Below are 23362 nucleotides of genomic sequence, written 5' to 3'. Positions count from 1 at the left end.
ATGGCCAATCCTGATTCCACCCAGTTCGGCTCGCCCGGCAACGACAGTCTCGTCGGTGCGGATTTCAGCAACGATTCCATCGTCGGCCAAGGAGGGAACGACAACATTTCGGGGCTCGGAGGCGCGGATACGCTGGAGGGAGGAGACGGCAATGACTTCCTGAGCGGTGGTGCCGGCGACGATCTGCTCCTCGGCGGAGCGGGCGGAGACGCGCTGCAGCCGGGCGCCGGAAGCGACACGGTCGATGGCGGCGCGATCCTGGACCGTACAAACTACACAGACGGAAACACGGTCAACTTCACCGACGCAGCGGCGGCCGTCGTGCTGGACCTCAATGGGCCGCGGGATCCTTCAGGAGCCCAGGTCGGCACCGCGACCATCGGCGCGGACGTCGATCGCCTGGTCAACGTCAACTTCGTCGTGGGAAGCGCCTTCGGCGACAACCTCAAGGGCACGGCGGAATTCGACCTGTTCGAGCAGTTCGAGGGGCGTGAGGGCAACGACACGATCGACGGCGGCGCGATCGATTCGCTGGGCACCGGATCGAACCGGGCGAACTACAACTCGGCGCCGGCCGGCGTCATCGTCACGCTGGGCGGCGCGGGCAACGGCACCGCGCAGGACGGTTACGGCAGCACCGACACGCTGTTGAACATCAACCAGGTGCGCGGCAGCGGCTTCGCCGACCAGTTGACCGGCAGCGACACGACGGCGTTCACCGAGAGCTTCGAAGGCCGCGGCGGCAACGACACCATCGACGGCAAGGGCGGCGTCGACCAGGTGCGCTACGACTCCGCGACGACCGGCGTGACGGTCAACCTGGCCACGCACACGGCGACCGACGGCATCTTCGTCAACGGCGTGGTCGGCACCGACACGCTGCTGAACATCGAGGGCGCGCGCGGCGGCAACTTCGACGACCAGTTGACCGGCAGCGACACCACGGGGATGACGGGGTCGCCGGGCGACTTCGAGTTCTTCACGGGCCAGGGCGGCAACGACGTCATCGACGGCGGTGGCGGCTTCGACCGCGCGGACTACAACACCGCGCTGTTCGGCGTCTTCGTGGACCTCGCGGCTGGCACCGCCCAGGATGGCCAGGGCGGCACCGACACGCTGGCCAACATCGAGGCCGTCCGCGGCGGCGACTTCAACGATGTCCTGTTCGGCAGCGACACCACGCCCTTCGAATCCTTCGAAGGCCGCCGTGGCAACGATCTCATCGACGGCCGGGGCGGCGTCGACCGCATCGACTACCAGGCCGATTTCAGCGCGGTCAGTGTGGACCTGCGTTTCGGGATGGCGAACGACGGCTTCGGCGGCACGGACACCCTCGTCAACATGGAGCGCGTGCGCGGCTCCGGCTTCGCCGACACGATCATCGGCGGCGGCGGGGACGACACGCTGGAAGGTGGCGGCGGCAGCGATACCCTGAGCGGCAGCGGCGGCAACGACACCTTCCTGTACCTCGCCAGCGGTGGTCCGCAAGGCCAGGACCTGATCACCGATTTCAACGCCGGCGATGTGATCGAACTGCGCACGTCTCTGACCGCCGGTGCTTCCACCGCCGGCGACGGCAGCACCGTCGGCGGCAACGGCCTGCAGGTCAGTGCTCAGGCGGGCGTCACCACACTGGCCTTCGATCTCGACGGGGTTGCCGGAGCCGAGCTTCGCATCCAGCTGGCCGGCGTGTACGACGCCACCGGCTTCACGATCGCCAATGCCGGCACCGGCCCGAGCTTCGTCACGTACTCGGCTACCGGCGCGATCACGCCGACGCGCGTGAGCGGCTTCCCCTCGCTGGGGAACGCGGGCGACACCATCGCCGGGAGCACGAGTGCCGACACGCTCACGGGTGGCCGCGCCGATGACGTGATCAACGGCGCCGACGGCAACGACTCGCTGCAAGGCGGCGACGGCAACGACACCCTCAACGGCGGTAACGGCAACGACGTCCTGCTGGGGGGCGCGGGCAGCGACACCTTGTTCGGCAATGCGGGCAACGACACGCTGGACGGCGGCGAGATCACCGACCGCGTCAACTACACCGACCTGAACTTCGCCGGCTACAACGGCGTGACCGTCGTGGGCGTCGACCTGAACCTCGCTACCGGCATCGTCACCATCGGCGCCGAGCAGGACAGGCTTGCCAACATCAACTTCGTCCAGGGTTCAGCCCAGAACGACACGATCACCGGCAGCAGCGTCTTCAACCTGTTCGAGCAGTTCGAAGGCCTGGCTGGCAACGACACCATCGACGGCGGCGCGATCGATCCCCTGGGCACCAGCGGCAACCGCGCCAGCTATGCCTCTTCGACGGCTTCCGTGAGCGTCGATCTGGCCCTCGGCCAGGCGCTGAACGACGGCTTCGGCACCCAGGATACGCTGATCAACATCAACTTCGTCCGTGGCGGCTCCGCGGCCGACACGCTCCTGGGCAGCGATCGCACGGACCAGACGGAACTGTTCGACGGCCGCGGCGGCAACGACTTCATCGACGGACGTGGTGGCATCGATATCGCGCGCTACGACGGCGCGAACGCACCGGTAAACGTCAATCTCGCCACGGGCACGGCCCAGGACGGATTCGGCGGCACCGACACGCTGGCGGGCATCGAAGGCGTGCGCGGCAGCAACTTCAACGACATCCTTACCGGCGGCAACACGGCAAACGACACCCTGGAAATCTTCCAGGGCAATGGCGGCAACGACATCATCGACGGGGGTTCCGGGTTCGACCGGGCCGACTACACCACCGCCACCTTCGGCGTGAACGTCGACCTTACCCACGGTACCGCGCAGGATGGCCAGGGCGGCTTCGATTCGCTGGTCAACATCGAGGGCGTGCGGGGCAGCGAGTTGAACGACGTCCTGATCGGCAGCGACCGCACCGACACCACCGAATCGTTCGAGGGGCGGGCCGGCGACGACTTCATCGACGGCCGAGCCGGTTCCGACCGCGTCGAGTACCAGAACGACTGGGCCGGCGTCCGCGTGGACCTGCAGGCAGGCTCGGCGCAGGACGGCTTCGGCGGCCGCGACACGCTGATCAACGTGGAGAACGTCCGCGGTTCCACGTTCGACGACGTGATCCTCGGCAGCGCCGCAAGCAACGTGCTGCAAGGCAATGCCGGCAACGACGTGCTCGAAGGGCGCGGCGGCGACGACACCCTGGCCGGCGGCGCCGGCGTCGACGAATTCAGGCTCGCCGCCGGGCCGGGCGGCATCGACCGCATCGCCGACATCGAGGCGGGCGAGAAGATCATTCTGGGCGTCGACCGCGACCTGGTGAACGGCTTCCTTACGGGCACGGACCCGACCGGCCTGCTCGGTGGACAGGTGATGTTCTCCAACCTCGTGGCCGGAACGACCCAGGTCTTCATCGGCATCGACGACATCGCCGGTGCCGACATGAGCTTCCAGCTCACGGGCACGTTCAACGCGAACGATTTTGTCTGGGCCCCCAACGACACGGACGGGGCGGCACTGCTGTACCGTCCGGCCGCGACGAACCTGCCCGGTTCCGCCGGGTCCGAATGGGTCTACGGCAGCAACTTCAACGACACGCTGGCCGGCCAGGACGGCAACGACACGCTGCTCGGCTACGCCGGCAACGACGCGATTTCTGCGGGTGCCGGTGACGACGAGATCCTGGGCGACGCCGGCAACGACACCATCGACGGTGGCCTGGGCTTCGATCGCCTGCACTACGAACTGCCCGGCGCAATGACGGCGCCCATCCGCGCCGACCTGACTGCCCAAAGCGTCACGAGCGGTGCGGAAACCGACGTGCTCACTTCGATCGAGGCGCTGTCCGGCAGCAACTTCAACGACACGATCGTCGGCGCGCTGGAGTCCAACTTCCTCGCCGGCGCGGGCGGCAACGACCTGGTCCTCGGCCAGGCCACCGCGGGCAACGTGGCAGGCGGCGCCTACCAAGGCGGCGCCACCGGCGGCGACGTGCTGGAAGGCGGCGCTGGCGACGACACGATCCAGGGTGGCACCGGCAACGACGAACTGCGCGGCGGCACCAGCGACTTCAACGGGCCATTCCCGCCCGCGGGCGGCGCGGACACCTTCGTGTTCCTCGCCTCGGGCAACGGCGTGGACCGCATCGTCGACTTCAGCAGCAACGACGTGATCCGCGTCGCGAGCCCCGTCGCGAACACGACGGTGCAGGTCACGGGCAGCGGCCCGACCGCGGTCACGACGCTGTCGATCGACACCGACGGCGTGGCCGGCGCCGAAATCCAGATCGACCTGGCCGGCGCTTTCGCGCCCGCGCAGTTCGCGGTGACCAGCAATGGCGACGGCACCAGTTCCATCCGCTACGTGGTTCCCGAAACCCTTGGTACCGCGGGCAACGACCAGATGTTCGGCACGCCGGGCGACGACAGCATCGTCGGCCTGGGCGGCGACGACAACCTGTCCGGCGGCCCCGGCGACGACACCCTGGTCGGGGGGGACGGCAACGATTTCTTCAACCCCGATAGCGGCGACGATTCGGTCAACGGCGGTGCGGGCTTCGATGGCGTGGGCTACGACAATGCGTCCGCGTCCGTGAACATCAACCTCCAGAGCGGCCAGGCGACGGGGGCCAGCATCGGCGTCGACACGCTGGTGAGCGTCGAGAGCGCGATCGGCAGCCACTTCAACGACTCGATTGTCCTGGGCAATTCCGGTGGCTTCACCAACGGGCGCGCCGGCAATGACCTGCTGCAGGGCGGCGCCGGCAACGACAACTTCGTCGGCGGCAGCGGCAACGACACCATCATCGGCAACGGCGGCTCCGACGGGGTCGCCTACTTCGACGACGGCGGCGACGGCGGCCCGCCCGCGACCGGCAGCGGCGTCAACGTGAACCTGGGCACCGGCATCGCGGTCGACAACTGGGGCAACACCGATTCCCTGTCCGGGATCTCCGCGGTCACGGGTTCCGGATTCAACGACACGCTGGTCGGCCATGCGGGCAACAACTTCTTCGACGGCGGCGCGGGCAACGACAGCATCGACGGCGGTGCGGGCTTCGACTCCATCGGTTTCAACAACACCACCGGCGGCGTGAACGTGAACCTGCTCGCAGGCACGGCCACCGGCGGCGGCGTGGGCAACGACACGCTGGTGAGCATCGAGAGCGTCAACGGCACGAACTTCGATGACACCGTGCAGCTCGGGAATGCGCCGGGCAGCAACGCGAACGGCCGCGGCGGCAACGACACGATCCTCGGCGGCGGCGGCGACGACTTCATCACGGGCGGCAGCGGCAACGACAGCATCGTCGGCGGCGCGGGCTTCGACACTGCCGACTACAACCCGGCGTTCGACAATGCCGGCGTGCCGCTCACCGGCGTGGGCGTGACGGTCAACCTCGCCACCGGCATCGCGACGGACAACTGGGGACACACCGACAGCCTCAGCGGCATCGAGCTGGTGCGCGGCTCCGATTTCGCGGACCACCTGACCGGGGGCAATCCCGCCAACGGCAGCGGCGCCACGGACGGCTTCGAAGGCTTCACGGGCCAGGGCGGCAACGACACCATCGACGGCGGCACGGGCTTCGACCGCGCCCAGTACGACACCTCGCCCAATGCGGTGAACGTCACGCTGGGCGGCACCTCCAGCGGGACCGCGCAGGACGGCTTCGGCGGCATCGACACCCTCATCAGCATCGAGGAGGTACGCGGCTCAAGCTTCGGCGACACGTTGACCGGCAGCGACAGCGGCGTGTTCGAGTCCTTCGAGGGTCGCGGGGGCAACGACTTCATCGACGGCAAGGGTGGCGTGGACCGCGTCAGCTACCAGACCTCCGGCAGTGGCGTGAACGTGGACCTGGCCGCGGGCACCGCCAGCGACGGGTTCGGCGGTACCGACACCCTGAGCAACATCGAGAACATCCGTGGCTCCGAATCCGGCGACGTGCTGGCCGGCAACGCCGGGGCCAACGACATCGAAGCGCGCGCCGGCAACGACCTGCTGCAAGGCGGCGCGGGCCAGGACACGCTGCGAGGCGGCGCCGGCGACGACACGCTGGACGGCGGCAGCCAGGTGATCCTGTCGGGTTGGGACGCGACGGCGAACACCAGCGGCGAAGTCGACATCGCCAGCTACCAGGACGCGGGCTCCGGCGTCACCATCCGGCTGGGGACCGACGGCACGGCCGGAACGGCCACCGGCGGCGGCGGCAACGACGTGCTGCGCGACATCGAGCTGGTAATCGGATCGAACTTCGGCGACGAGATCCATGGCAGCAACCGCGCGCTCAACGAGCTCATTCGCGGCGGCGGCGGCAACGACACGCTGTTCGGCGGTGCCGAGACCGGCACCGACCTGGGCAACAACTTCGCCGACTACCGCTTCGGTGCCGGCGCGGTGAACGTCAACCTCTCCACCAATTCGGCGACGGGGGCGGACGGCAACGACCAGCTGTTCGGCTTCATGGGCGTGTTCTCCGGCGCCTTCAACGACACGCTCGTCGGCGACGCGCAGGACAACTTCCTGGACGCCGGCCAGGGCGACGACTTCGTCGACGGCGGCGCCGGCCTGCGCGACATCGCCAGTTACCAGAACGCCACCGGTTCGGTGAACGTGAACCTCGCGACGAACTCCGCGATCGGCGCGGACGGCAACGACACGCTGGCGAACATCGAGGACGTGCGCGGCTCCGAATCCTCCGACACGCTGACCGGCAGCGACGGCGACAACCGCCTGCAGGGCCGCGGCGGCAACGACGTCATCGACGGCGGCGCCGGCAACGACTCGATCCACGGCGGCCTCGGCAATGACCAGCTCACCGGCGGCACCGGCAACGACGTGTTCCAGTTCGGCGCCGCCGGCGAAGGCACGGACACGATCACCGACTTCACCGCTGGCGACGTGATCCGCGTCGGCGCGGCCCTGGCCACGACCGGCGTCACCGTCGGCGATGGCGCCGGGCTCGCGGGCTTCGGTATCCAGGCCGAGACGGTCGGCGGCGTGACCACGCTGTCGATCGACACCGACGGCGTGGCCGGCGCGGATCTGCAGATCACGCTGCAGGGCACCTTCGCCGCCGCGGACTTCGACGTGGTGCAGGGCGCCGGCGGCACGGACATCAGCATCAACGGGCCAGTGCAGGGCCTGCCGGTGATCCAGGGCTCGGTGGTCGAGGACCAGGTGCTGACGGCCTCCACTTCGGGGCTGTCCGACGCTGACGGCCTGGGTGCCTTCTCCTACCAGTGGTTCCGCGACGGCCAGGCGATCGTGGGCAGCGTCGCGGCGACGTACCAACTGGGCGACGCCGATGTCGGCGGCCAGATGACCGTGCGCGTGAGCTACGTGGACGGCAAGGGGAATGACGAGGCCGCCGTGAGCGCCCCGACCGTTGCGGTCGCGAACGTGAACGACGTGCCGACGGGCACCGTGACGATCGGCGGCACGGCTGTGGAGGACGGCATCCTCACCGCTTCGAACACCCTCGCCGACGCCGATGGCCTGGGCACCATCGCCTACCAATGGTTCGCGGGCGGCAACGCCATCGCCGGCGCAACCACCACGTCGCTCACCCTCACGCAGGCGCAAGTCGGCCAGGTGATCACCGTCACCGCCAGCTACCAGGACCAGCAGGGCCACAACGAAGCCGTGACGAGCGCGGCGACCGCGGCGGTGCAGAACGTCAACGACCCCGTGCAGGGCGGCGTCACGATCAGCGGCACGGCTACGCAGGGCGCGACGCTCACCGCGGCCAACACGCTGGCGGACGAAGACGGCCTGGGGCCCATCGGCTACCAGTGGTTCGCCGACGGCGCGGCGATCTCCGGCGCGACGACCGACAGCCTCGTGCTGGCGCAGGCGCAAGTCGGCAAGGCGATCACCGTGCGGGCCAGCTACGTGGACGGGCAGGGTACGGCGGAGAGCTCGACCAGCGCGGCCACCGGCACGGTGGCGAACGTGAACGACGCGCCCACCGGCGGCCTCGCCATCGGCGGCTTCACGGCGGCCAACCCCAGCAAGGGACAGACGCTCAGCGTGGTCAACACGGTGGGCGACGCTGACGGCCTGGGGACGTTCAGCTATACGTGGTTCAACGGCACCCTCGAGGTCGGGACCGGCGCCACCTACACGCTCAAGGACACCGACGTCGGCGGGCACATCACGGTGCAGGGCAGCTACACCGACGGCTTCAACACCCAGGAGACGGTGACGAGTCTCGCGACCGGTCCCGTTCAGCCCAACTCGCCGCCGCAGGGCACCGTGACGATCGCCGGCACCTTCGCGCAGAACGCGACGCTCACCGCCTCGCAGGCCCTGAGCGACGCCGACGGCCTCGGCGCCATCACGTTCCAGTGGCTCGCCGAGGGCTCGGCGATCACGGGCGCCATCGGCAGCACCTTCGTCCTTACCGAGGCGCAGGTCGGCAAGACCGTCACCGTGCAGGCGAGCTATACCGACGGCCTCGGCACGCCGGAATCCGTGAGCAGCACCGGGCAGCTCGTTGCCAACGTCAACGATCCCCTGACGGGCAACATCGCCATCAGCAACACGGCGCCCAGGCAGGGCGACACGCTCACCGCGTTCAACAGCTTCGCCGACGTGGACGGTCTCGGCACCGTGAGCTACCAGTGGTTCGCCGACGGCACGGCGATCGCCAACGCGACCGGCACCACCTTCACGCCGGGCCAGGCCCAGGTCGACAAGGTGATCACGGTCCAGGGCAGCTATGACGACCGCCACGGCACGCACGAGAGCCGCACCAGCAGCGGCACGGCGCGCGTCGCGAACGTGAACGATGCGGCCACCGGCACCCCGGTGATCGGCAACACGGCACCGGCGCAAGGCCAGGTCCTCACCGTCAACACGAGCTCGATCGCCGACGCCGATGGCATCGGCGCCTTCAGCTTCCAGTGGCTGGCCGGCGGGGCGGTGATCGCGGGTGCGACCAGCAGTTCGCTCACGCTCACGCAGGCGCAGGTGGACCAGGCGATCAGCGTGCGCGTCTCCTTCACCGACGGCTTCGGCAGCGCCGAGAGCCTGACCTCGGCCGCCACCGCCAAGGTGGCCAACGTCGACGACGCGCCCACCGGCGCGGTGAACGTGAACGGCGCGCGCGTGGTGGGCATGCCCCTGCATGCCGATGCCAGCACGGTGGCGGACCCGGATGGCCTGGGCACCTTCAGCTTCCAGTGGCTGCGTGCCGGCGTCGCGATCAGTGGCGCCACCGCCGACACCTATACGCCGGTGGCCGACGATTCCGGCCAGGACGTCTCGGTGCGGGTCAGCTACACCGACCTCTTCGGCCATGCCGAAGCGCTCACCTCCGGCGCCGTGCCGGTGGTGAACGAGGACCTCGTGACCGTGCTCGTGGTCAACGGTGTCGCCTCCGTGGCCGGCGACGGCAACGGCGACGGCATCAAGGACTCGGTGCAGGAGGCGGTGGTCTCCGCGCCGCTGGTCGTGCAGGGCAGCACCACGGCCGCACCGGTGTTCGTCACGCTGGTCGCGGACTCGTCCAGCTCCGGCGCGGTGAACCAGGGCTCGACGGCGGTGATCCAGACCCTGAACCAGGAAGCCGCGCCCGAGGCGCGCCCGACCACGCTCGACGCGCCCCTGGGCCTGATCGACTTCACCGCCGCCACGACGGTCGGCAAGACCGAGACCTTCACGCTGTTCGTGGACAGCAACCTCGGCGTCAACGGCTACTGGAAGCAGGACGACGGCGGCACCTGGGTCAACCTGGCGTCCAGGCCCTTCGGCGGCAGCACGACGCTGGTGGGCAACAAGATCCGGCTGGACTTCCAGATCACGGATGGTGGTACCTTCGACAACGACCACCAGGCGGACGGCATCATCACCGACCCTGCGATCATCGGCGCCATGCCGCTGAGCATCGTCGGCTACGCGCCGGACGTGACCCTGACGCCCACCACCCACTTCTTCTTCTGATCGGTAGTCATGCAGCAACAAAGCTTCACCTTGAAGAAAATGCGCCTCCCCTGCGCCCTGGCGGCCGTCACGCTGGCGCTCGCCGCCTGCGGTGGCGGTGGCGATAGCGGCAGCGACGGCGGTCCGGGTGTCCAGCCGCCGGCCCCGGTGCTGGTGAACCCGGCGCTCGCGATGCAGGGGTTCTGGAGCGGCGCCGTCACCACCGCGCCAGACGGCGCCACCCGCTCGTCCGCCGTGGTCATGCCGGACGGTACGGCCTGGGTCGTGTTCGAAACCGCCACGGCCACGACGGCCGTGGCGAAGATCGCGCTCACCGGCACCGCGGTGAACGAGACCGACGCCACCGCCGCGGGCAGCGGCAACTACTACCGGCTGCCCACTGCCACGCAGGCCAGCACCCGCAGCGCGGCCAGCGCGAGCGCCACCGCCAGCACCAAGGGCACCTTCGCGGGGAGCATCACCGTCACGGGCAATGCGGCCACCGGTTTCAACTGGGCATCCGTCGCGGGCTTCACGACGCAATCGCTCGCGGCCGACGTGGTGGGCACCTGGAACGGATCGGCCGGCGGCAGCGCGGTGCAGGTCAGCTGGGGGATCCTCTCCACCGGTGCCCTCACCGGCAACAGCAGCACGGGCTGCACCTACAGCGGCACGCTCAAGCCCAGCGCCGGCACGGCCGTGTACGACCTGGTCGTGGCGGAAGACTGCGCCGGGACCGTGCGCAACATGACCGGCATCGCCACCTTGTCCAGCACGAGCGCGAGCACGAGCAAGAACTCGCTGCGGGTGGTCTTCACCGCCGATGCGAACGCCACGGGCGGCCTGTTCGCGCTGACCAAGCAGTAATTCCGCGCGAGTCGATGAAGCGGCGCATGAGGCGCCGCTTCGTCATGCGGGAGTGTGCGGACGCAGCAGCGAGGCGAGCCAGCGCACCTGTTCCGGCTTGCAGACCGTCTCGAGGTCGTATTTCGCGCGCGCTTCGCGCACCGCGTTGGCGGCCAGCGGGTCGTACGCGGACGGGTCCTGCAGCACCTGCGTGACGGTGCGGGCCAGCCCCTCGACGTCGAAGAAGTCGAACAGCAGGCCGTTGCGGCCGTGCGTGATCACCTCGCGGACCGGTTCCGTGTCCGACGCCACCACGCGGCAGCCGGCGGCCAGCGCCTCGATGCAGCTCCACGACAGCACGAAGGGGTACGTGAGGTACGCATGGCAGGTGGAGACCTGCAGCATCCGCAGGTAGTCCGCATACGGCACGCGGCCGACGAAGTGGATGCGGTCGCGCGGCAGCCGCGCCCCCACTTCCTGCAGCATCGCCTGGCGCCAGTTCTTGTGCGTGCGCGGCGGCGAGCCGTACGACACCGAATCCTCGCCCACCAGCACGCAGTGCGTCCGCGGATTGCGCGCCAGGATCTCCGGCAGCGCCCGCATGAAGACGTGGAAGCCGCGATAGGGCTCGAGGTTGCGGTTCACGAAGGTGAGCACGCTGTCCTGCCGCCGCAGTTCCAGCCCGGAGCGGCCCAGGCGGATGAAGGCGCCGGGCTCCGGGCGCACCACGCGCGTGTCCACGCCGTCGAAGATCACGGCCGTCTTGGCCTGGAACTCCGCCGGCAGGCAGGAGCGCTGCCACTGCGTGGGGCAGAGGATCGCGTCGGCCGCCTGGTAGGCATGCAGCAGCGCGGTGTTGCGCAGGCGCAGGCGCATGCGGCTGTCGGCCGTGGCGCGGCTGAACTCGGGGTCGAAGGCGTGGTCCGCGCCGTCGGCCTGGTAATAGAACTCGCCGTAGGCGACCAGCACCGCCTGTGGCCACACGTCCTTGCAGAACAGGCTCTCGCCCCAGCCGGGATGCGCGACGATCAGCGAAGGCTGGAAGCCTTCGGCGGCCAGTTGGCGCATCGCGGTGGCGCAGGCCAGCGCGCGGCGCGTCTTGACCTCGATGTCGGAGAGGATGTCCTCGCGCGGCAGCACGGTCTCGGGCCGCACTTCGTAGCGGCGCACGTCGATGCCTGGCGGCACGGGCCGCTTCTCGATCGCCAGCGCCTTGACCTCGCAGCCCAGGCGCACGAGTTCCTGCGCCAGGTGCACGAACTGGCCGGGGAAATTCTGGTGGATGAAGAGGATGCGCTGGCCGGCGAGGGGATGCGGCTGGTCCGGCTTGGCTTCGCTCATCGTGATGGGATGGGGAGCGGGAGGGAAGGCTGGCGCGGCTGGCGGGGGGCCACACTCGGAAGTGCGGGCGCTCCTAAGTCCGCGTCAATCAACGACTTCGGAGGATTGCGGATCGGATTGTGGCACAGGGTTGCGGAACAGCGTGTGGAACAGTCGGGGTGGGGCACGCTGCGGGTGTAGAGTTGAAGGCCAGCAGAAGCAGGCACACGAAAGACATCCGACATGCTGACCCCGAACGACGTTTTCACCCCTGGCAGGCTGCCGATCCGCTCCACAAACGTCTACGCGGCACGCGGGGAAGCTGAGGAACTTTTCAAGAAGACGCTGAGCCGCGGATTGGTCCCGGTGGTTTTCGGCGAATACGGTGTCGGCAAGACTTCCATGGCGCGGTACGAGCTGCGACAGAAGGAGCAGACGAACCAGTTGGTGAACATCGAAAGCGTCGCCGACAAGTCCTTCGAGGATGTTTTCTCCCGCTGCCTGGAGAAGCTGGGCTATACGGTCAAGACAAAGCGAATCGAGGGCTCCTCCGCCTCTCGTACTCAGGAGCAGTCGATGCAGGCTGAGGGGGGCGCGGGCGGGTGGCTGAAGGCGGTGATCGCCTCGAAGAAGTCGAAGACGACGGGGTCGACCGATTCGCTGGAGGAGCAGTTTGTTGTGACCTCCCCGACGGATTCGAGGGTCATCGAGATTTGCGAACAAGCCGGCGTTGCGTTGCTGCTCGACGAACTTCACCGCGCGACGCCCGAGTTCACGGCGGACCTCTCCAAGTTCATCAAGAGCTACGGCAACGCGAACTGCCAAAAGTTCAAGATCGTCCTCTTGGGCACCTCTTCAGATGCGAGCCGGTTGGTCTCGTCAGACCCGGGTATCGACCGACTCATTCAAGAAGTGCACCTGAAGTCGATGACCGACAGCGAGGCTGAGTACGTCGTGACGAAGGGCATGGCAGACCTGGGCATCAAGATCGACGAGGACACGGTTGATCGAGTCGTGAAGACTTGCGTGGGCTCTCCAAGCATTCTCCAGTACCTGAGCCTTGAAGTCGCCGAGGCGGCGTTCCCGCGGAAGCCCCGGGAGGCAAACCTGCTCGACGTGCAGATGGCGCTCAAGCACTTCGTGGAAAGCAAGGAGGCGCGCCTCTACAAGGCCTACGTGGCAGCCGTTGAGAGCGTGGGGGACATCCGCTACCGCAAGCAGATCCTCAAGGCGATGGCGGAGTGCGAAGACGAGTACGTGACCATGGAGATGATCCGCACGAAGGTGTCCGAGTATCTGGAGACGGAGGTGCCCAGTACGGCACTCTCTGGCCCGCTCCGTGCCCTGAAGGAGGATCGTTACGGCCCTGTGCTCAATGACGTGGAACGGCCCGATGGCACAGGCCGATTGACCAACTACACGACCTTCAAGGACCCCGCACTGAAGGCGTTCATCCGACTGCAGCTGCTCCGCGAGGCGGAAGCTGGCTCCTGACCTGCAGTCACGCGGGAGACGTTCGGGTTTGGCGGCATCAGCCGGCGCACGGCGCCACGCAGTTCACCGGCGAACCTCAATCTACGGACATCCGTCTGCTTCTTTTACGGTTGTCCGTTGTTTCCCGTCCTCACAAAGCCGCGACCCTTCTTCACCCAGCCCGCCGTGTACTCGCCCAGCTCGTCGCCGGCTCGGGTGAATGCCTTCGACCTCGCCTCGTCCTTGCTGTCGATCCCGAGCGCCTGCTTCGCCTTGGTGCTGCTGATGGAGATGGTCTCGGCAGGCTGGCACGCAAGGAACTCCGCGAGCGCGGTCGCCACATCCGAGGTCACACCGACAGCATTCGCCTTCGGCATGCGGACCGGGTCCCGCAGTTCCCATCGGATGCCGGGCATCACCCGCTCCAGGCGTTCCCGTAGTCCGGGATGCCGGTGGATGACGTAGCCTCGCATCGCGACTGCGCGGTCAGCTTCCATCCGCCTGCACGAGCCCCGGCTGAGTGCCTGGTACACCACTGCGGCGACTTCGCTCTGGACGGCGTCTTCGAGCAGGTTCATAGGCGTGGGGAGGTCGATCCGGCCAGCCTGGGCTCGCAACGCGGCGGCGAGGTCTGCGTGCGACCGGTGCAGGACGCCGGCAAGAACGACCACATCGCAATGCTCGAATCCGTTCAGCGATGTCTCCTGCCCGAAGGTCAAGGCGCGCAGCTTCGGCTGCCGCACTGGGCTGCCGTCGGCGTGCTGCTCTCCGGTGTCGATCCACTCGTCTGGGTTCACTCCCCTCGCCCTCAGCGCCTTACGTACCGCATCGAGGTGGTCCGGGTCGCCCTTCATTCGGGGCTTGTAGGTGAACAAGAGCATGCCCCGCGAGGAGGCCCACTCCGCGGCGACGATGTCGGTCACCTCGGCGGCCACCGGGTTCGTCCCAGAGCGGCGCAGCTTCTCCATCACGCTCGCGTACCCGCCCGCTGACATGATCTGCGTGACCTGCACGTTGCTGTGTTCCTTCAGGGCCGCGGTGTCGAAGGTGGTCAGCTCCTGCAGCTCTGAGTCATGCGTGGACAGCAGCTTCACCGGGTGGCTGGCGTCGAGCACCAGCACGTTTCGGAGCAGGTGCGGGACGGCCTCGTCGATCCACAGCACGGCCTGGACGGAGCCTTCGGAGATTACGCGCAGGCTGTGTTGCGACACTTCCAAGAGCGCGGCCAGCGTGTTCTCGAAGCCACGTAGCCGCAGGCGCAGGATGGCCTCCCTGTCCTGCTGCAGTAGGGCTTGGTCGCGGTGAGGCAGCGCCACGCAGATTCCCGACGGGTCAGGCGATGTCCGCAGCGTGTCCAGAGCGCTCTCAATCGCCTGGAGGCACGCACCGAGGTAGCCAACCGACGGCAGTTCGTCTTGCTCCTGCCTCGCGGCACCAAGCGCCCGCCGCAGTTCCTGCACGTCGATGGCGCCTGATTCGCCGCGGAGCAGCGTCTCGTCCACGATCATGAGGGAGCGGTCCAACATCACCCCGCTTGGCGCGCGGTGCTGCCCGAAAAGGTCGAAGTCGGACCCGCTCCTCACCCGCGTATGCGTGACCAGCATGAACCGGCGGTCATCGTTCCCGGTGCTTGGAAGTCGTGCGCCTTCAACCGAGTGCTTCAACCCAAGCAGCTCCTCCGGGATGCCGCCGTCGATGAGGGACTGCTTCAGGACGCACAGCGCATCCACCTTCGACACGGCTGCCGAGACTGGGACCGCGTACCTGAGCCGATACAGGGCCAGGAAGAACGCTCGGATCGTGGAAGTCTTGCCCATCCCGGTCGGCAGCGCGTAGACGCAGCGCCCGAAGCGCTGGCGGGTCACGTAGTCGCACATGGTGTCCAGCAGCGTCTCCAACGCGGCCCTGTGCAGGTCTGAGACGATGTTCCCGTGGGCCTGCAGATCCGCGAGCAGGATGTCCCGCGCCGTCGTGCGCAACAGGTTCTCGTTGATGGCGGTCATTGGAGGCCGCCCAGAGCCGCGGCGAGGCGCTGGTGTTCGTCGCGGGCCTTCTGCGCCTCCTCGCGCTCCTTGCTCGCCAGCACCAGCCCCGCCCCGCCGAACGTCTCCGCCAGCCAAGCGCCCATGACTTCGACCACGCGCGGCGGCAGGTCCCGGTACACGCGCCTGCTGCGGCCCTCCTTGTGGTCCCAGTAGGTCCCCGCGTTCACGTCCGACAGTCCCCTCACGCGGCGCACCAGCTCGAACCGGAACCCGCGCTCCGACAGGAACCGGGTGGGCCGATCCTGCGCCAGCAGGTACATGGCGAGCGCGGTGCGGACCACCTTGTCCGCTGGGACCGCGCCGGCCAGCGTGGTCACCTGCTGGGCGGCCATGCGTTCATGCCGGACGCCTGGAGCCCCGGAGGCGTACCGCTCCACGATGCCCCTGCTGTGGCCCACAAGGGCCTCCCAGCGGGCCGAGAGGATGTCCCACAGCTCCGAGCCCTTGTTCTTCGCTTGGCGGGCCTTCACGCGCGCCACATAGGGGCGAAGCTCGTGGACGGTGATGGTGGTCTGGAGGGCGTCCCCGTGGCGGCGTAAGGCCTGCTTGTGGTGGACGCAGAGGTTGGAGAACCCGGCGGCCTCGTCGTGGCAGCCGAGTGCGTGACAGAACTTCATTGGGTACTACTCGTTTTTTTGTATCCGTACCTACGCACAGGCAGGCACGGAAGAGATTTTGACTGCGAGGCAGCGGCCGCCGCCGCCCCGGGGTCAAGCTGCTGCCGCAGCCTCGGCGGCGTTCCTCGTCCGCATGATGGTCTGGCGGCTGGTGTTGAACTCACGGGCGAGCGCCGCCACTGAGGCTCCGGCGACCAGCTTGGCCCTGACTTGCTCCACCTGCTGCCCCGTCAGCCTGGAGGGCCGGCCAATGGGCTTCCCTTCTGCCTTGGCGCGTGCCAAACCGGCCTGCGTGCGCTCGATCAGGAGGTCCCGCTCGAACTCCGCCACCGCCGACAGCACGCCCATCGTCAACTTGCCAGAGGAACTGGTGAGGTCCACCCCTCCTAGCTGCAGACAGGTGACCCGGACGCCCATGCCCGCCAGCGCCTCCACGGTGGCGCGCACGTCCATTGCATTGCGCCCCAGGCGATCCAGCTTCGTCACGACCAGCACGTCACCCTCCTCCAGCTTGTCCAACAGCCGGCAGAAGCCGGGCCGCTCGCTGGCGGCTACAGAGCCCGAGATGGTCTCCTCGATGGCCCGCTTGGAGTCCACGGTGAAGCCGGCGGCGGCAATCTCTTGGAGCTGGTTTTCGGTGGTCTGGTCCGTGGTGGACACGCGGCAGTAGGCGAAGACTCGGCTCATTCCTGAGCCTCCCCCGCCACGTACAAGCCCGCGACACTGCCGGCGCGCTCGGCTGCCTCCCGGTTCACGTAGCTCGCGACCTCGTACTCGTTGGGGGAGTCGCCACTCCGGCTGTCGTCGGTCGCCCACTCCAGCACCGCCCAGACTCCGGGGAGCTTGCGCGACTTTTCGCAGGCCATCTGCAGGGCTTCTTCGATGTCGTTGTAGTAATCGTTCAAGGTGTTCCTCACGCGTCCGAAAGGGAGGTCCGAATCCTGCGCCCTGTTCACAAATCTGTCAAGCTAGGTTGTGGACACTCTGCCACGGGGTGTCCGCATCCGGTCGTTTCTGGACAGCCACCCCTACATCAGGGCGGCGCACGAGTCCAGCGACAGATGCCCCCGAGCGTCCCCGGCGCGGTTGCTTCAATTCAAGAGGGGCCGGCGGGACACTGGATTCATGAAGCAATACCTGCTTCCTTTCCAGGATGCCGCCGAAGCAGTCACCGTGCGCGAGGAGCTGGCGCTCTCGAGCTTGTTGTCGGCCTTGGGGCGTGGTGCCGCGCTCGATGCGCGAAGTGCCACCCGTGGAGCGCCTCAAGCGGCCCGTGCTGGCGTGTTCCAGCGGACACTCAGCGACCGTCCGCCGAACTCAGTCGCGAGCGAGCCGGCGGGACTGCCGGTAGTACTCCCCATGCCTCCGGCACCTGGCTTTGGCCCACAGGCGGCGGGGGTAGCCGACAACTCCCGCCCTCGGGGTGACCACGGCGGCGGCCATGTTGATCGCGCGAGCGATGGTTGCGGGAGCTGGATCTTGCAGCGAATCGCCCCCGGGGAGGGGGGGGAACCGCGCACAGTCGATCATCGGACCCTTCTCAGATTTTTGCCCCGAACATTCCGGGGGTCTCCAGGATGTTGCAGGCATGCGGCCCGGCCGGCAGTTGCCGGGGCGCGATACGCAGATGCCTGCTACGATCCCGCGCTGAGGAGCCCTTGGCGAGCGCCGGGCGATGCGTCACAGGGACGCACAACAGCGAGACACATGGCAGGGTTCGAGTACAGAAGATGGTCCGTGCTTCGGAGGGCGAAGAAGCCCTTGCTGGACTTTCTCGTCGACGGCTTGAAGGCGTCCGGCTGCACCATCCTGACGACAAGCGACCCGTCGCACGCGCCTTTCCTGATCACCTACGAGACCCCGATTGGGGAGCGACAGGGCGTGCTCGCGTATGCCTTCTTCGCGAACTCCAAAGTGACGAAGAACCGGCCGGACGACGAGCACCGATTCCAGATCAAGTACGGCAGCGACACGAGTGCCGTGTTGCCGGTGGAGCGCGACCCTTCCCAGCTTCTGACCACGATCTTCGTCGGCATCGACACCGAGCGGAAGATCATGGTCGGCGCGGACCCAGTCCTGCACGATGGCACCCCCATGTTCATCAGCCTCGAGTTCAAACGCTCCCATGTGGCGCAGGTGCTGAAGGATGGCTGGCATGCGTGGGAGCGGGAGAGTAGCAGGCCCGATGGCGAGCCCGTCGAAGTGCTGGTCGGTGTGAAGCAGGAGAACGTGCTCGAGTTCATCAAGTTCGAGCGGCTCGCGCTTGGTCTCGACGCGGGGCACCGACAGCTTCTCGCGGAACAGCTCCTCGGCAACCCGATGTTGAGTGCGGCAACGAACGCGCCGCATGCGCTGACCTCTGAGCTGAACATGCCCGCCAATGCGGTGCTGGACCTGATCCAGAGCGCCAGCCGGCTCAAAATGGCGGTGCGGGGGTGGGTGGCTGAACGCCACTTGGAGGAACTCCTCCAACGCGTGCCGGGAGTCAAGGACTGCCGCCGGCTCGATGAAGAAGGCCGCCCCGACATCGAGTTGCGCTTCAAGGGCAGCCGGCCGCTGCTCGTCGAGTGCAAGAACGTGCTGCGCGTGACGGCAAAGGGCGGCGTGCCGCGCGTTGACTTTCAGCGAACACGAGCATCGAAGTCCGACCCGTGCTCGCGCTACTACCAACCCTCGGACTTCCACATCCTTGCCGCGTGCCTGCATTCGGTCACGGAGCAGTGGGAGTACCGCTTCATTCCCACGATGATCCTGCCACCGCATCTGAAGTGTGTCGGGCGCATCCAAAACAATCTGCGCGTTGACTCCGGCTGGTCTGCGGACCCAGTCGACGCCTTCACTGCGGTGACGTAGAACGACAATGACCAAGCAGTTTTCGGTCCTGAGCCTCTTCACCGGCGTTGGTGGCCTCGACTACGGCTTCGAGGCGGCGGGATTCCAGACCCGCGTCGCTTTGGAGTGGGACCACCAGTGCTGCGAGAGCCTGCGCGCCAGCCGCGAATGGCCCGTCATCGAGGATGACCTGCTCGCGACTCCCACCAAGCACATCCTGAAGGCTGGCGGCCTCAGGGTTGGCTCTGTCGACATGCTGATCGGCGGGCCGCCGTGCCAGCCCTTCTCCAAGAGCGGCTGGTGGAAGTCCGGCGACAGTCTGCGACTCGATGATCCCCGCGCCAGCACTCTCGCGGGGTACTTGCGGGTCCTTGAGGATGTTCGTCCCCGCGCGTTCCTGCTGGAGAACGTGGAGGGTCTCGCGTTCGGCGGCAAGGACGAGGGCCTGAGACTGCTTCTCGCCGCCGTGAAGCGAATCAACAAGACGGCGGACACGAATTACCAGCCTGTCGTGGTCACGCTGAACGCGGCGGACTACGGGGTGCCGCAGACCCGAACGCGCGTGTTCGTCATCGGCTCTCGGGATGGGCGCGTTTTCGTTCCGCCTCGGCCCACGCATCGGGACCCGGCAGATAGCATCGTGACCCCGGCCCTTACGGCCGGCATCAAAGCTGCGGGCGAGCCGTGGATGACCGCGTGGGACGCCATAGGGGGCATGAAGGAGCCGAAGGACGACACATTGCGGTTGACAGGGAAGTGGGCGGCGTTGCTACCCTCGATCCCGGAGGGCATGAACTACCTGTGGCACACCGACCGCATGGGAGGGGAGCCGCTGTTTGGGTGGCGCCGTCGGTACTGGAACTTCCTCCTCAAGCTCGCCAAGGACCGGCCCGCGTGGACGATCCAAGCACAGCCTGGTCCAGCAACAGGCCCCTTCCACTGGAAGAACCGGCGTCTCAGCGGGGACGAGCTTGCGAGGTTGCAGACGTTCCCGACTGACCTTCACATCACGGGCAGCAGGATCGAGGTGCAGAAGCAGGTCGGGAACGCGGTGCCGAGCCTACTCGCCGAGGTGCTGGCGAGGGCCTTGAGGGAGCAGTTCTTCGAGGCGCCACTACTCGGGGCTCCGGCGTTGTCCGTGAAGCGCAGAGCCAAGCGCCCGGCCCCCGAGCCCGTGGCACCCGTCCCCGCTGAGTACCTGAGTCTTGCGGGCGACCACGTGCCGCACCCGGGCACGGGGCGAGGCTACCTGTACGAGGCCGGCGAACTGCTGGAACCGGCGTAGCCAGCTCGGTGCGGCAGCTGGTCGTGCCCAGTCGCCGCTCAGGCCCGCCTCAGGTGCTTGCCGTCCCGTGCCGGGAGCGAGTCGGGATCGCGACGGGCATCACCAACTTCTGAAGCTCGGCGAGTTTTCTCCCGAACGGCTCTGGCCCGAAGATGTAATGGCGGTCCTGAATTGCCGTCGTGGTCCCATCGCTGTGCCCCGTGATTTCCTTCGACACCACCCCTTGATTGCGGCACTGCGTGATGAAGGTCTTGCGTAGCGTGTACGCGCCAGTCACCTGCTCGCCGACCTTCGTGGTGTACAGGCCCGCCACACGAAGCAGGTCGCTGAACAAGCTTCCGTTTGCCGTGTAGGGGTTCCCTTGCTTGATGCGCCAGGTCGGGAACAGTCGGTCGGCGCCCGCATCCTTCATCCGTTGAACGTACTCCGGGAAGCCAAGTCGGATCAGCTCAGGGGGGACAGGGATGCGTCGGGCCTCGCCAGTCTTGATGGTCTTGCGCACGCCCTTTCCGGCGGCGCTCTTCTCGTCAAGGTCCATGTACCAGTGGCCATCTACTTGACCGAAGTCCACCTGCGGATTCGCTTGGCACACCTCACGCGGGCGCGCTCCCGTCAGCAGCATGACGAGGGTGAACCAGTAGAGGGGCTCTTGGGTGGGGTGCGCTGCCACGGCGGCGAACGCCTCACCCTCGAAAAGGGTGCGCAACTCTTCGTCGCTGAGCGACCGCTGCTGATCCTCGTCCGCCGCCCGATTCCCGCTGTACTCGATCCCATCAACTGTCCGGGTCGGGAACCCCTCGTCGCCGTGGTCGCGCGCCGCAGCGGCCAAGAAGGTGCCGAGAGGCGCCCGGTAGTTGTCGTTGTAGGTCGTGGGGCTCATGACTCGTTCTGCGCCTTCGGAGAGGAGCGCCTCGATGGTCTCTCCCTTGTCAAACCGCCGGGCCCACTCGTTGGGGAGCTTGCAGATGTCCCGCAAGAAGTTCGTCACGGTGATCTGGCGCAACTCGGTGACCGGGAGGTCTCGTCCGACCATCTCCCCGAACAGCTGAAGGCAGCGCCGGACCTTCCGGGTGAACTCCGTCTCCCGTAACGTGGGCAGGTACTCGTCGATTACCTTCCCCAAGCTCAGAGCTGGCCCTGCCGCTTCATGGGGTGGAACCGCTGGCGCGGCTCGTAGGCCCTGCGGCCGTTCCGGCGGTAGAGGGGTGGGAACGTACTCGCCGCTGATGCGGTCACGGATGTCACGTAGCGCCAAGTTCCAGCCCTCGGTGGCCTTGAAGGCTGCCTCCTCCCATGCAGGGGACTCGGGCGCGACAGCGAGACCGATGGCCTGCATCAGGTCGCGGATGCGCCGCCGGCCCTCCTTGCCATCCGCGACTCGGCCCGTGGCGAGCGCGTGCGCCGATTCCTCGAACTGGTCCGCGCGGATCGACTCGTAGGCTTCCATCGCATAGTCATTCGGGCGGCTCTTGCGGACCTCCTCGTCTTCGTCGAGAACGTGAACGCGCACAGCCTCGGCGATGTACCGCTTGGCCTCCGGGGTGAGCTGCGCCGGCAGTGCCGGCACGGCCTGTTGCTGCTGCTTGATCTGTGCTCGGGCGGCCTCGAACTCGACTGCCACCTCGGCGCCCCGGAGCGCAGCGCGCGTGCGGGCAACCTCGATGTCGGGGGTGTTCAGGGATTCGCGGTACTCGGCGCGTCCAATGATGGGTTGCAGCTCGCGCGGCACGCGGCGCCTGTACCACCACATGCCGCCACGGCGTTCCGTGTGGGGGGGTCTCTTCACTTCTTGCACCTTCCGATTTTCTCCTGCTGTGGAGCAGGTTTGTGGAACAGTGCAATCCGTTGGAAGCCTTGATCGGCGCGGAATCCGCGTGGCTGTTGGATTCCTGAGGGATTTGGCGCGGCTGGCGGGGATCGAACCCACGACCCTTGGCTTCGGAGGCCAATACTCTATCCACTGAGCTACAGCCGCGTCGGTGCCATTGTACCGGGCCGGTGTCCCCGTCCGGGGGCCGGCGCCGTCTCACGTGCCCGCACCTTGCGCTTCCCGGCTCTTGCGCTGCGCCTCGAAGGCGGCGGCAACGAAGTCCACCAATGCCTTCACCCGCACCGAGGACCGGTGCTGCTGGCCGTACACGGCGTAGATGTCGGCGTCGGGGCTGTCCCAGTCCTGCAGCAGTTGCACGAGGCGCCCCGAGGCGAGGTAGCGCTCGACGTCCCATTGCGCGCGCAGCAGGATGCCGTGGCCCTCGAGCGCCCAGTTCATGGCGATGCCGCCGTCGTTGGTCGTGAGGTTGCCCCGGATCTTCACCGTTTCGGTCTGCTCACGGCCGCGCGGGCCGCGCCGCGGCGTGAAGCGCCACTGCCCGTACGCCTCGTCGCCCTGCCGGATGCCGATGCAGTTGTGCTTGACCAGCTCGCGCGGCGCCGCCGGCGTGCCGTGGCGCTTGAGGTAGGCGGGCGCGGCCACCACCACGCGCCGGTTGGGCGCGATGAAGCGCGCGATGCCGCGCGAATCCGGCGGATGCCCGAAGCGGAAGCACACGTCGTACACGTCGTCGGTGAGCGGCGGCGGGTTGACCGACAGCTGCAGCTGCACGTCCACCTGCGGATGCCTGCGCACGAACTGCGAGACCAGCGGCGCGATGTGGCTGCGCCCGAAGCCCAGCGTCGCATTCACCCGCAGCGACCCCTTCGGGGCCTGCGCCAGCCCCGAGAGCTGGTGCTCCATCTCCTCGATGTCGCCCAGGATCTTGCGTGCGTTCTCGAGGTAGATCTCGCCCTCGGTGGTCAGGCCCATGCGGCGGGTCGTGCGCAGGACCAGCGTGGCGCCCAGGCGCGCCTCGATCTGCGACAGCCGCTTGCTCACCGCCGGCGTGGTCAGGCCGAGTTCGCGCGCCGCCGCGGTGAGGCTGCCGCACTGGACCAGGGTGGAGAAGAAGCCGAGGTCGGCGGGTTGGATGGCCTTGCCCATGCAGCGGATTGTGCGGCCCGATTGTTGAATCCAGGGAAAGGCCGGCTTGCTTTGCGCGCCGTTCCTTGCC

12 protein-coding genes and 1 tRNA gene are annotated in these 23362 nt (G+C 67.7%); 5 read left to right on the top strand and 8 right to left on the bottom strand.

Going from position 1 to position 23362, the window contains the following annotated elements:
* Positions 1–9918: a choice-of-anchor U domain-containing protein gene (locus WG923_RS19880; protein WP_340352730.1), complete on the top strand. Its 9918-nt coding sequence runs from the start codon at positions 1–3 to the stop codon at positions 9916–9918.
* A 39-nt stretch (positions 9919–9957) separates the two neighbouring features.
* Positions 9958–10764 (top strand): hypothetical protein, encoded by an 807-nt coding sequence (locus WG923_RS19875; RefSeq protein ID WP_340352729.1) that lies wholly within the window; start codon positions 9958–9960, stop codon positions 10762–10764.
* 42 nt (positions 10765–10806) lie between these two features.
* Here the strand turns inward: WG923_RS19875 and WG923_RS19870 are convergent, their stop codons facing one another.
* Positions 10807–12084, bottom strand: coding sequence for a glycosyltransferase (locus tag WG923_RS19870; RefSeq protein WP_340352728.1), 1278 nt, complete (start codon positions 12082–12084; stop codon positions 10807–10809).
* A gap of 222 nt (positions 12085–12306) precedes the next feature.
* Between WG923_RS19870 and WG923_RS19865 the strand changes: the two genes are divergently transcribed.
* Complete coding sequence (locus WG923_RS19865) at positions 12307–13557, top strand: nSTAND1 domain-containing NTPase (protein ID WP_340352727.1); 1251 nt, start codon at positions 12307–12309, stop codon at positions 13555–13557.
* Positions 13558–13661: 104 nt separating this feature from the next.
* Here the strand turns inward: WG923_RS19865 and WG923_RS19860 are convergent, their stop codons facing one another.
* The 4 genes from WG923_RS19860 to WG923_RS19845 form a co-directional block, all read right to left on the bottom strand.
* The gene (locus WG923_RS19860) at positions 13662–15539 is read right to left on the bottom strand and encodes a hypothetical protein (RefSeq protein ID WP_340352726.1); all 1878 of its coding nucleotides are present in this window, start codon (positions 15537–15539) and stop codon (positions 13662–13664) included.
* Entirely contained in the window at positions 15536–16198 is a 663-nt protein-coding gene (locus tag WG923_RS19855) for a hypothetical protein (protein WP_340352725.1), read from the bottom strand. Before WG923_RS19855 ends, WG923_RS19860 begins: the two co-directional genes overlap by 4 nt.
* Before the next feature lie 93 nt (positions 16199–16291).
* The gene (locus WG923_RS19850; RefSeq protein WP_340352724.1) at positions 16292–16885 is read right to left on the bottom strand and encodes a recombinase family protein; all 594 of its coding nucleotides are present in this window, start codon (positions 16883–16885) and stop codon (positions 16292–16294) included.
* Positions 16882–17103, bottom strand: coding sequence for a hypothetical protein (locus WG923_RS19845; protein ID WP_340352723.1), 222 nt, complete (start codon positions 17101–17103; stop codon positions 16882–16884). Before WG923_RS19845 ends, WG923_RS19850 begins: the two co-directional genes overlap by 4 nt.
* A gap of 856 nt (positions 17104–17959) precedes the next feature.
* Between WG923_RS19845 and WG923_RS19840 the strand changes: the two genes are divergently transcribed.
* Together WG923_RS19840 and WG923_RS19835 are read left to right on the top strand one after the other, a co-directional pair.
* The gene (locus WG923_RS19840) at positions 17960–19051 is read left to right on the top strand and encodes a hypothetical protein (RefSeq protein ID WP_340352722.1); all 1092 of its coding nucleotides are present in this window, start codon (positions 17960–17962) and stop codon (positions 19049–19051) included.
* 7 nt (positions 19052–19058) lie between these two features.
* Positions 19059–20315: a DNA cytosine methyltransferase gene (locus WG923_RS19835; RefSeq protein ID WP_340352721.1), complete on the top strand. Its 1257-nt coding sequence runs from the start codon at positions 19059–19061 to the stop codon at positions 20313–20315.
* 49 nt (positions 20316–20364) lie between these two features.
* Here WG923_RS19835 and WG923_RS19830 read toward each other — a convergent pair whose 3' ends face one another.
* The 3 genes from WG923_RS19830 to WG923_RS19820 all read right to left on the bottom strand — a co-directional run bounded on the left by WG923_RS19830 (position 20365) and on the right by WG923_RS19820 (position 23292).
* The gene (locus WG923_RS19830; protein ID WP_340352720.1) at positions 20365–22110 is read right to left on the bottom strand and encodes a DUF6538 domain-containing protein; all 1746 of its coding nucleotides are present in this window, start codon (positions 22108–22110) and stop codon (positions 20365–20367) included.
* Positions 22111–22214: 104 nt separating this feature from the next.
* Positions 22215–22290 (bottom strand) — tRNA-Arg (locus tag WG923_RS19825).
* Positions 22291–22341: 51 nt separating this feature from the next.
* On the bottom strand, positions 22342–23292 hold the full coding sequence (locus WG923_RS19820; protein ID WP_340352719.1) for a LysR family transcriptional regulator: 951 nt from the start codon (positions 23290–23292) through the stop codon (positions 22342–22344).
* Between the last annotated feature and the right edge of the window lie 70 nt (positions 23293–23362).

Origin of the sequence: Ramlibacter sp. AN1133, from assembly GCF_037890035.1 — a bacterium.
Classification (GTDB): Bacteria; Pseudomonadota; Gammaproteobacteria; order Burkholderiales; family Burkholderiaceae_C; genus Ramlibacter.
The sequence above is the reverse complement of the archived record's forward strand: the minus strand, read 5'-3'. Positions and strand labels throughout refer to the sequence as shown.

Coding starts and splice junctions, on each gene's coding strand:
- WG923_RS19880 (WP_340352730.1), top strand. CDS start 1: ATGGCCAATCCTGATTCCACCCAGTTCGGCTCGCCCGGCAACGACAGT.
- WG923_RS19875 (WP_340352729.1), top strand. CDS start 9,958: ATGCGCCTCCCCTGCGCCCTGGCGGCCGTCACGCTGGCGCTCGCCGCC.
- WG923_RS19870 (WP_340352728.1), bottom strand. CDS start 12,084: ATGAGCGAAGCCAAGCCGGACCAGCCGCATCCCCTCGCCGGCCAGCGC.
- WG923_RS19865 (WP_340352727.1), top strand. CDS start 12,307: ATGCTGACCCCGAACGACGTTTTCACCCCTGGCAGGCTGCCGATCCGC.
- WG923_RS19860 (WP_340352726.1), bottom strand. CDS start 15,539: ATGACCGCCATCAACGAGAACCTGTTGCGCACGACGGCGCGGGACATC.
- WG923_RS19855 (WP_340352725.1), bottom strand. CDS start 16,198: ATGAAGTTCTGTCACGCACTCGGCTGCCACGACGAGGCCGCCGGGTTC.
- WG923_RS19850 (WP_340352724.1), bottom strand. CDS start 16,885: ATGAGCCGAGTCTTCGCCTACTGCCGCGTGTCCACCACGGACCAGACC.
- WG923_RS19835 (WP_340352721.1), top strand. CDS start 19,059: ATGACCAAGCAGTTTTCGGTCCTGAGCCTCTTCACCGGCGTTGGTGGC.
- WG923_RS19820 (WP_340352719.1), bottom strand. CDS start 23,292: ATGGGCAAGGCCATCCAACCCGCCGACCTCGGCTTCTTCTCCACCCTG.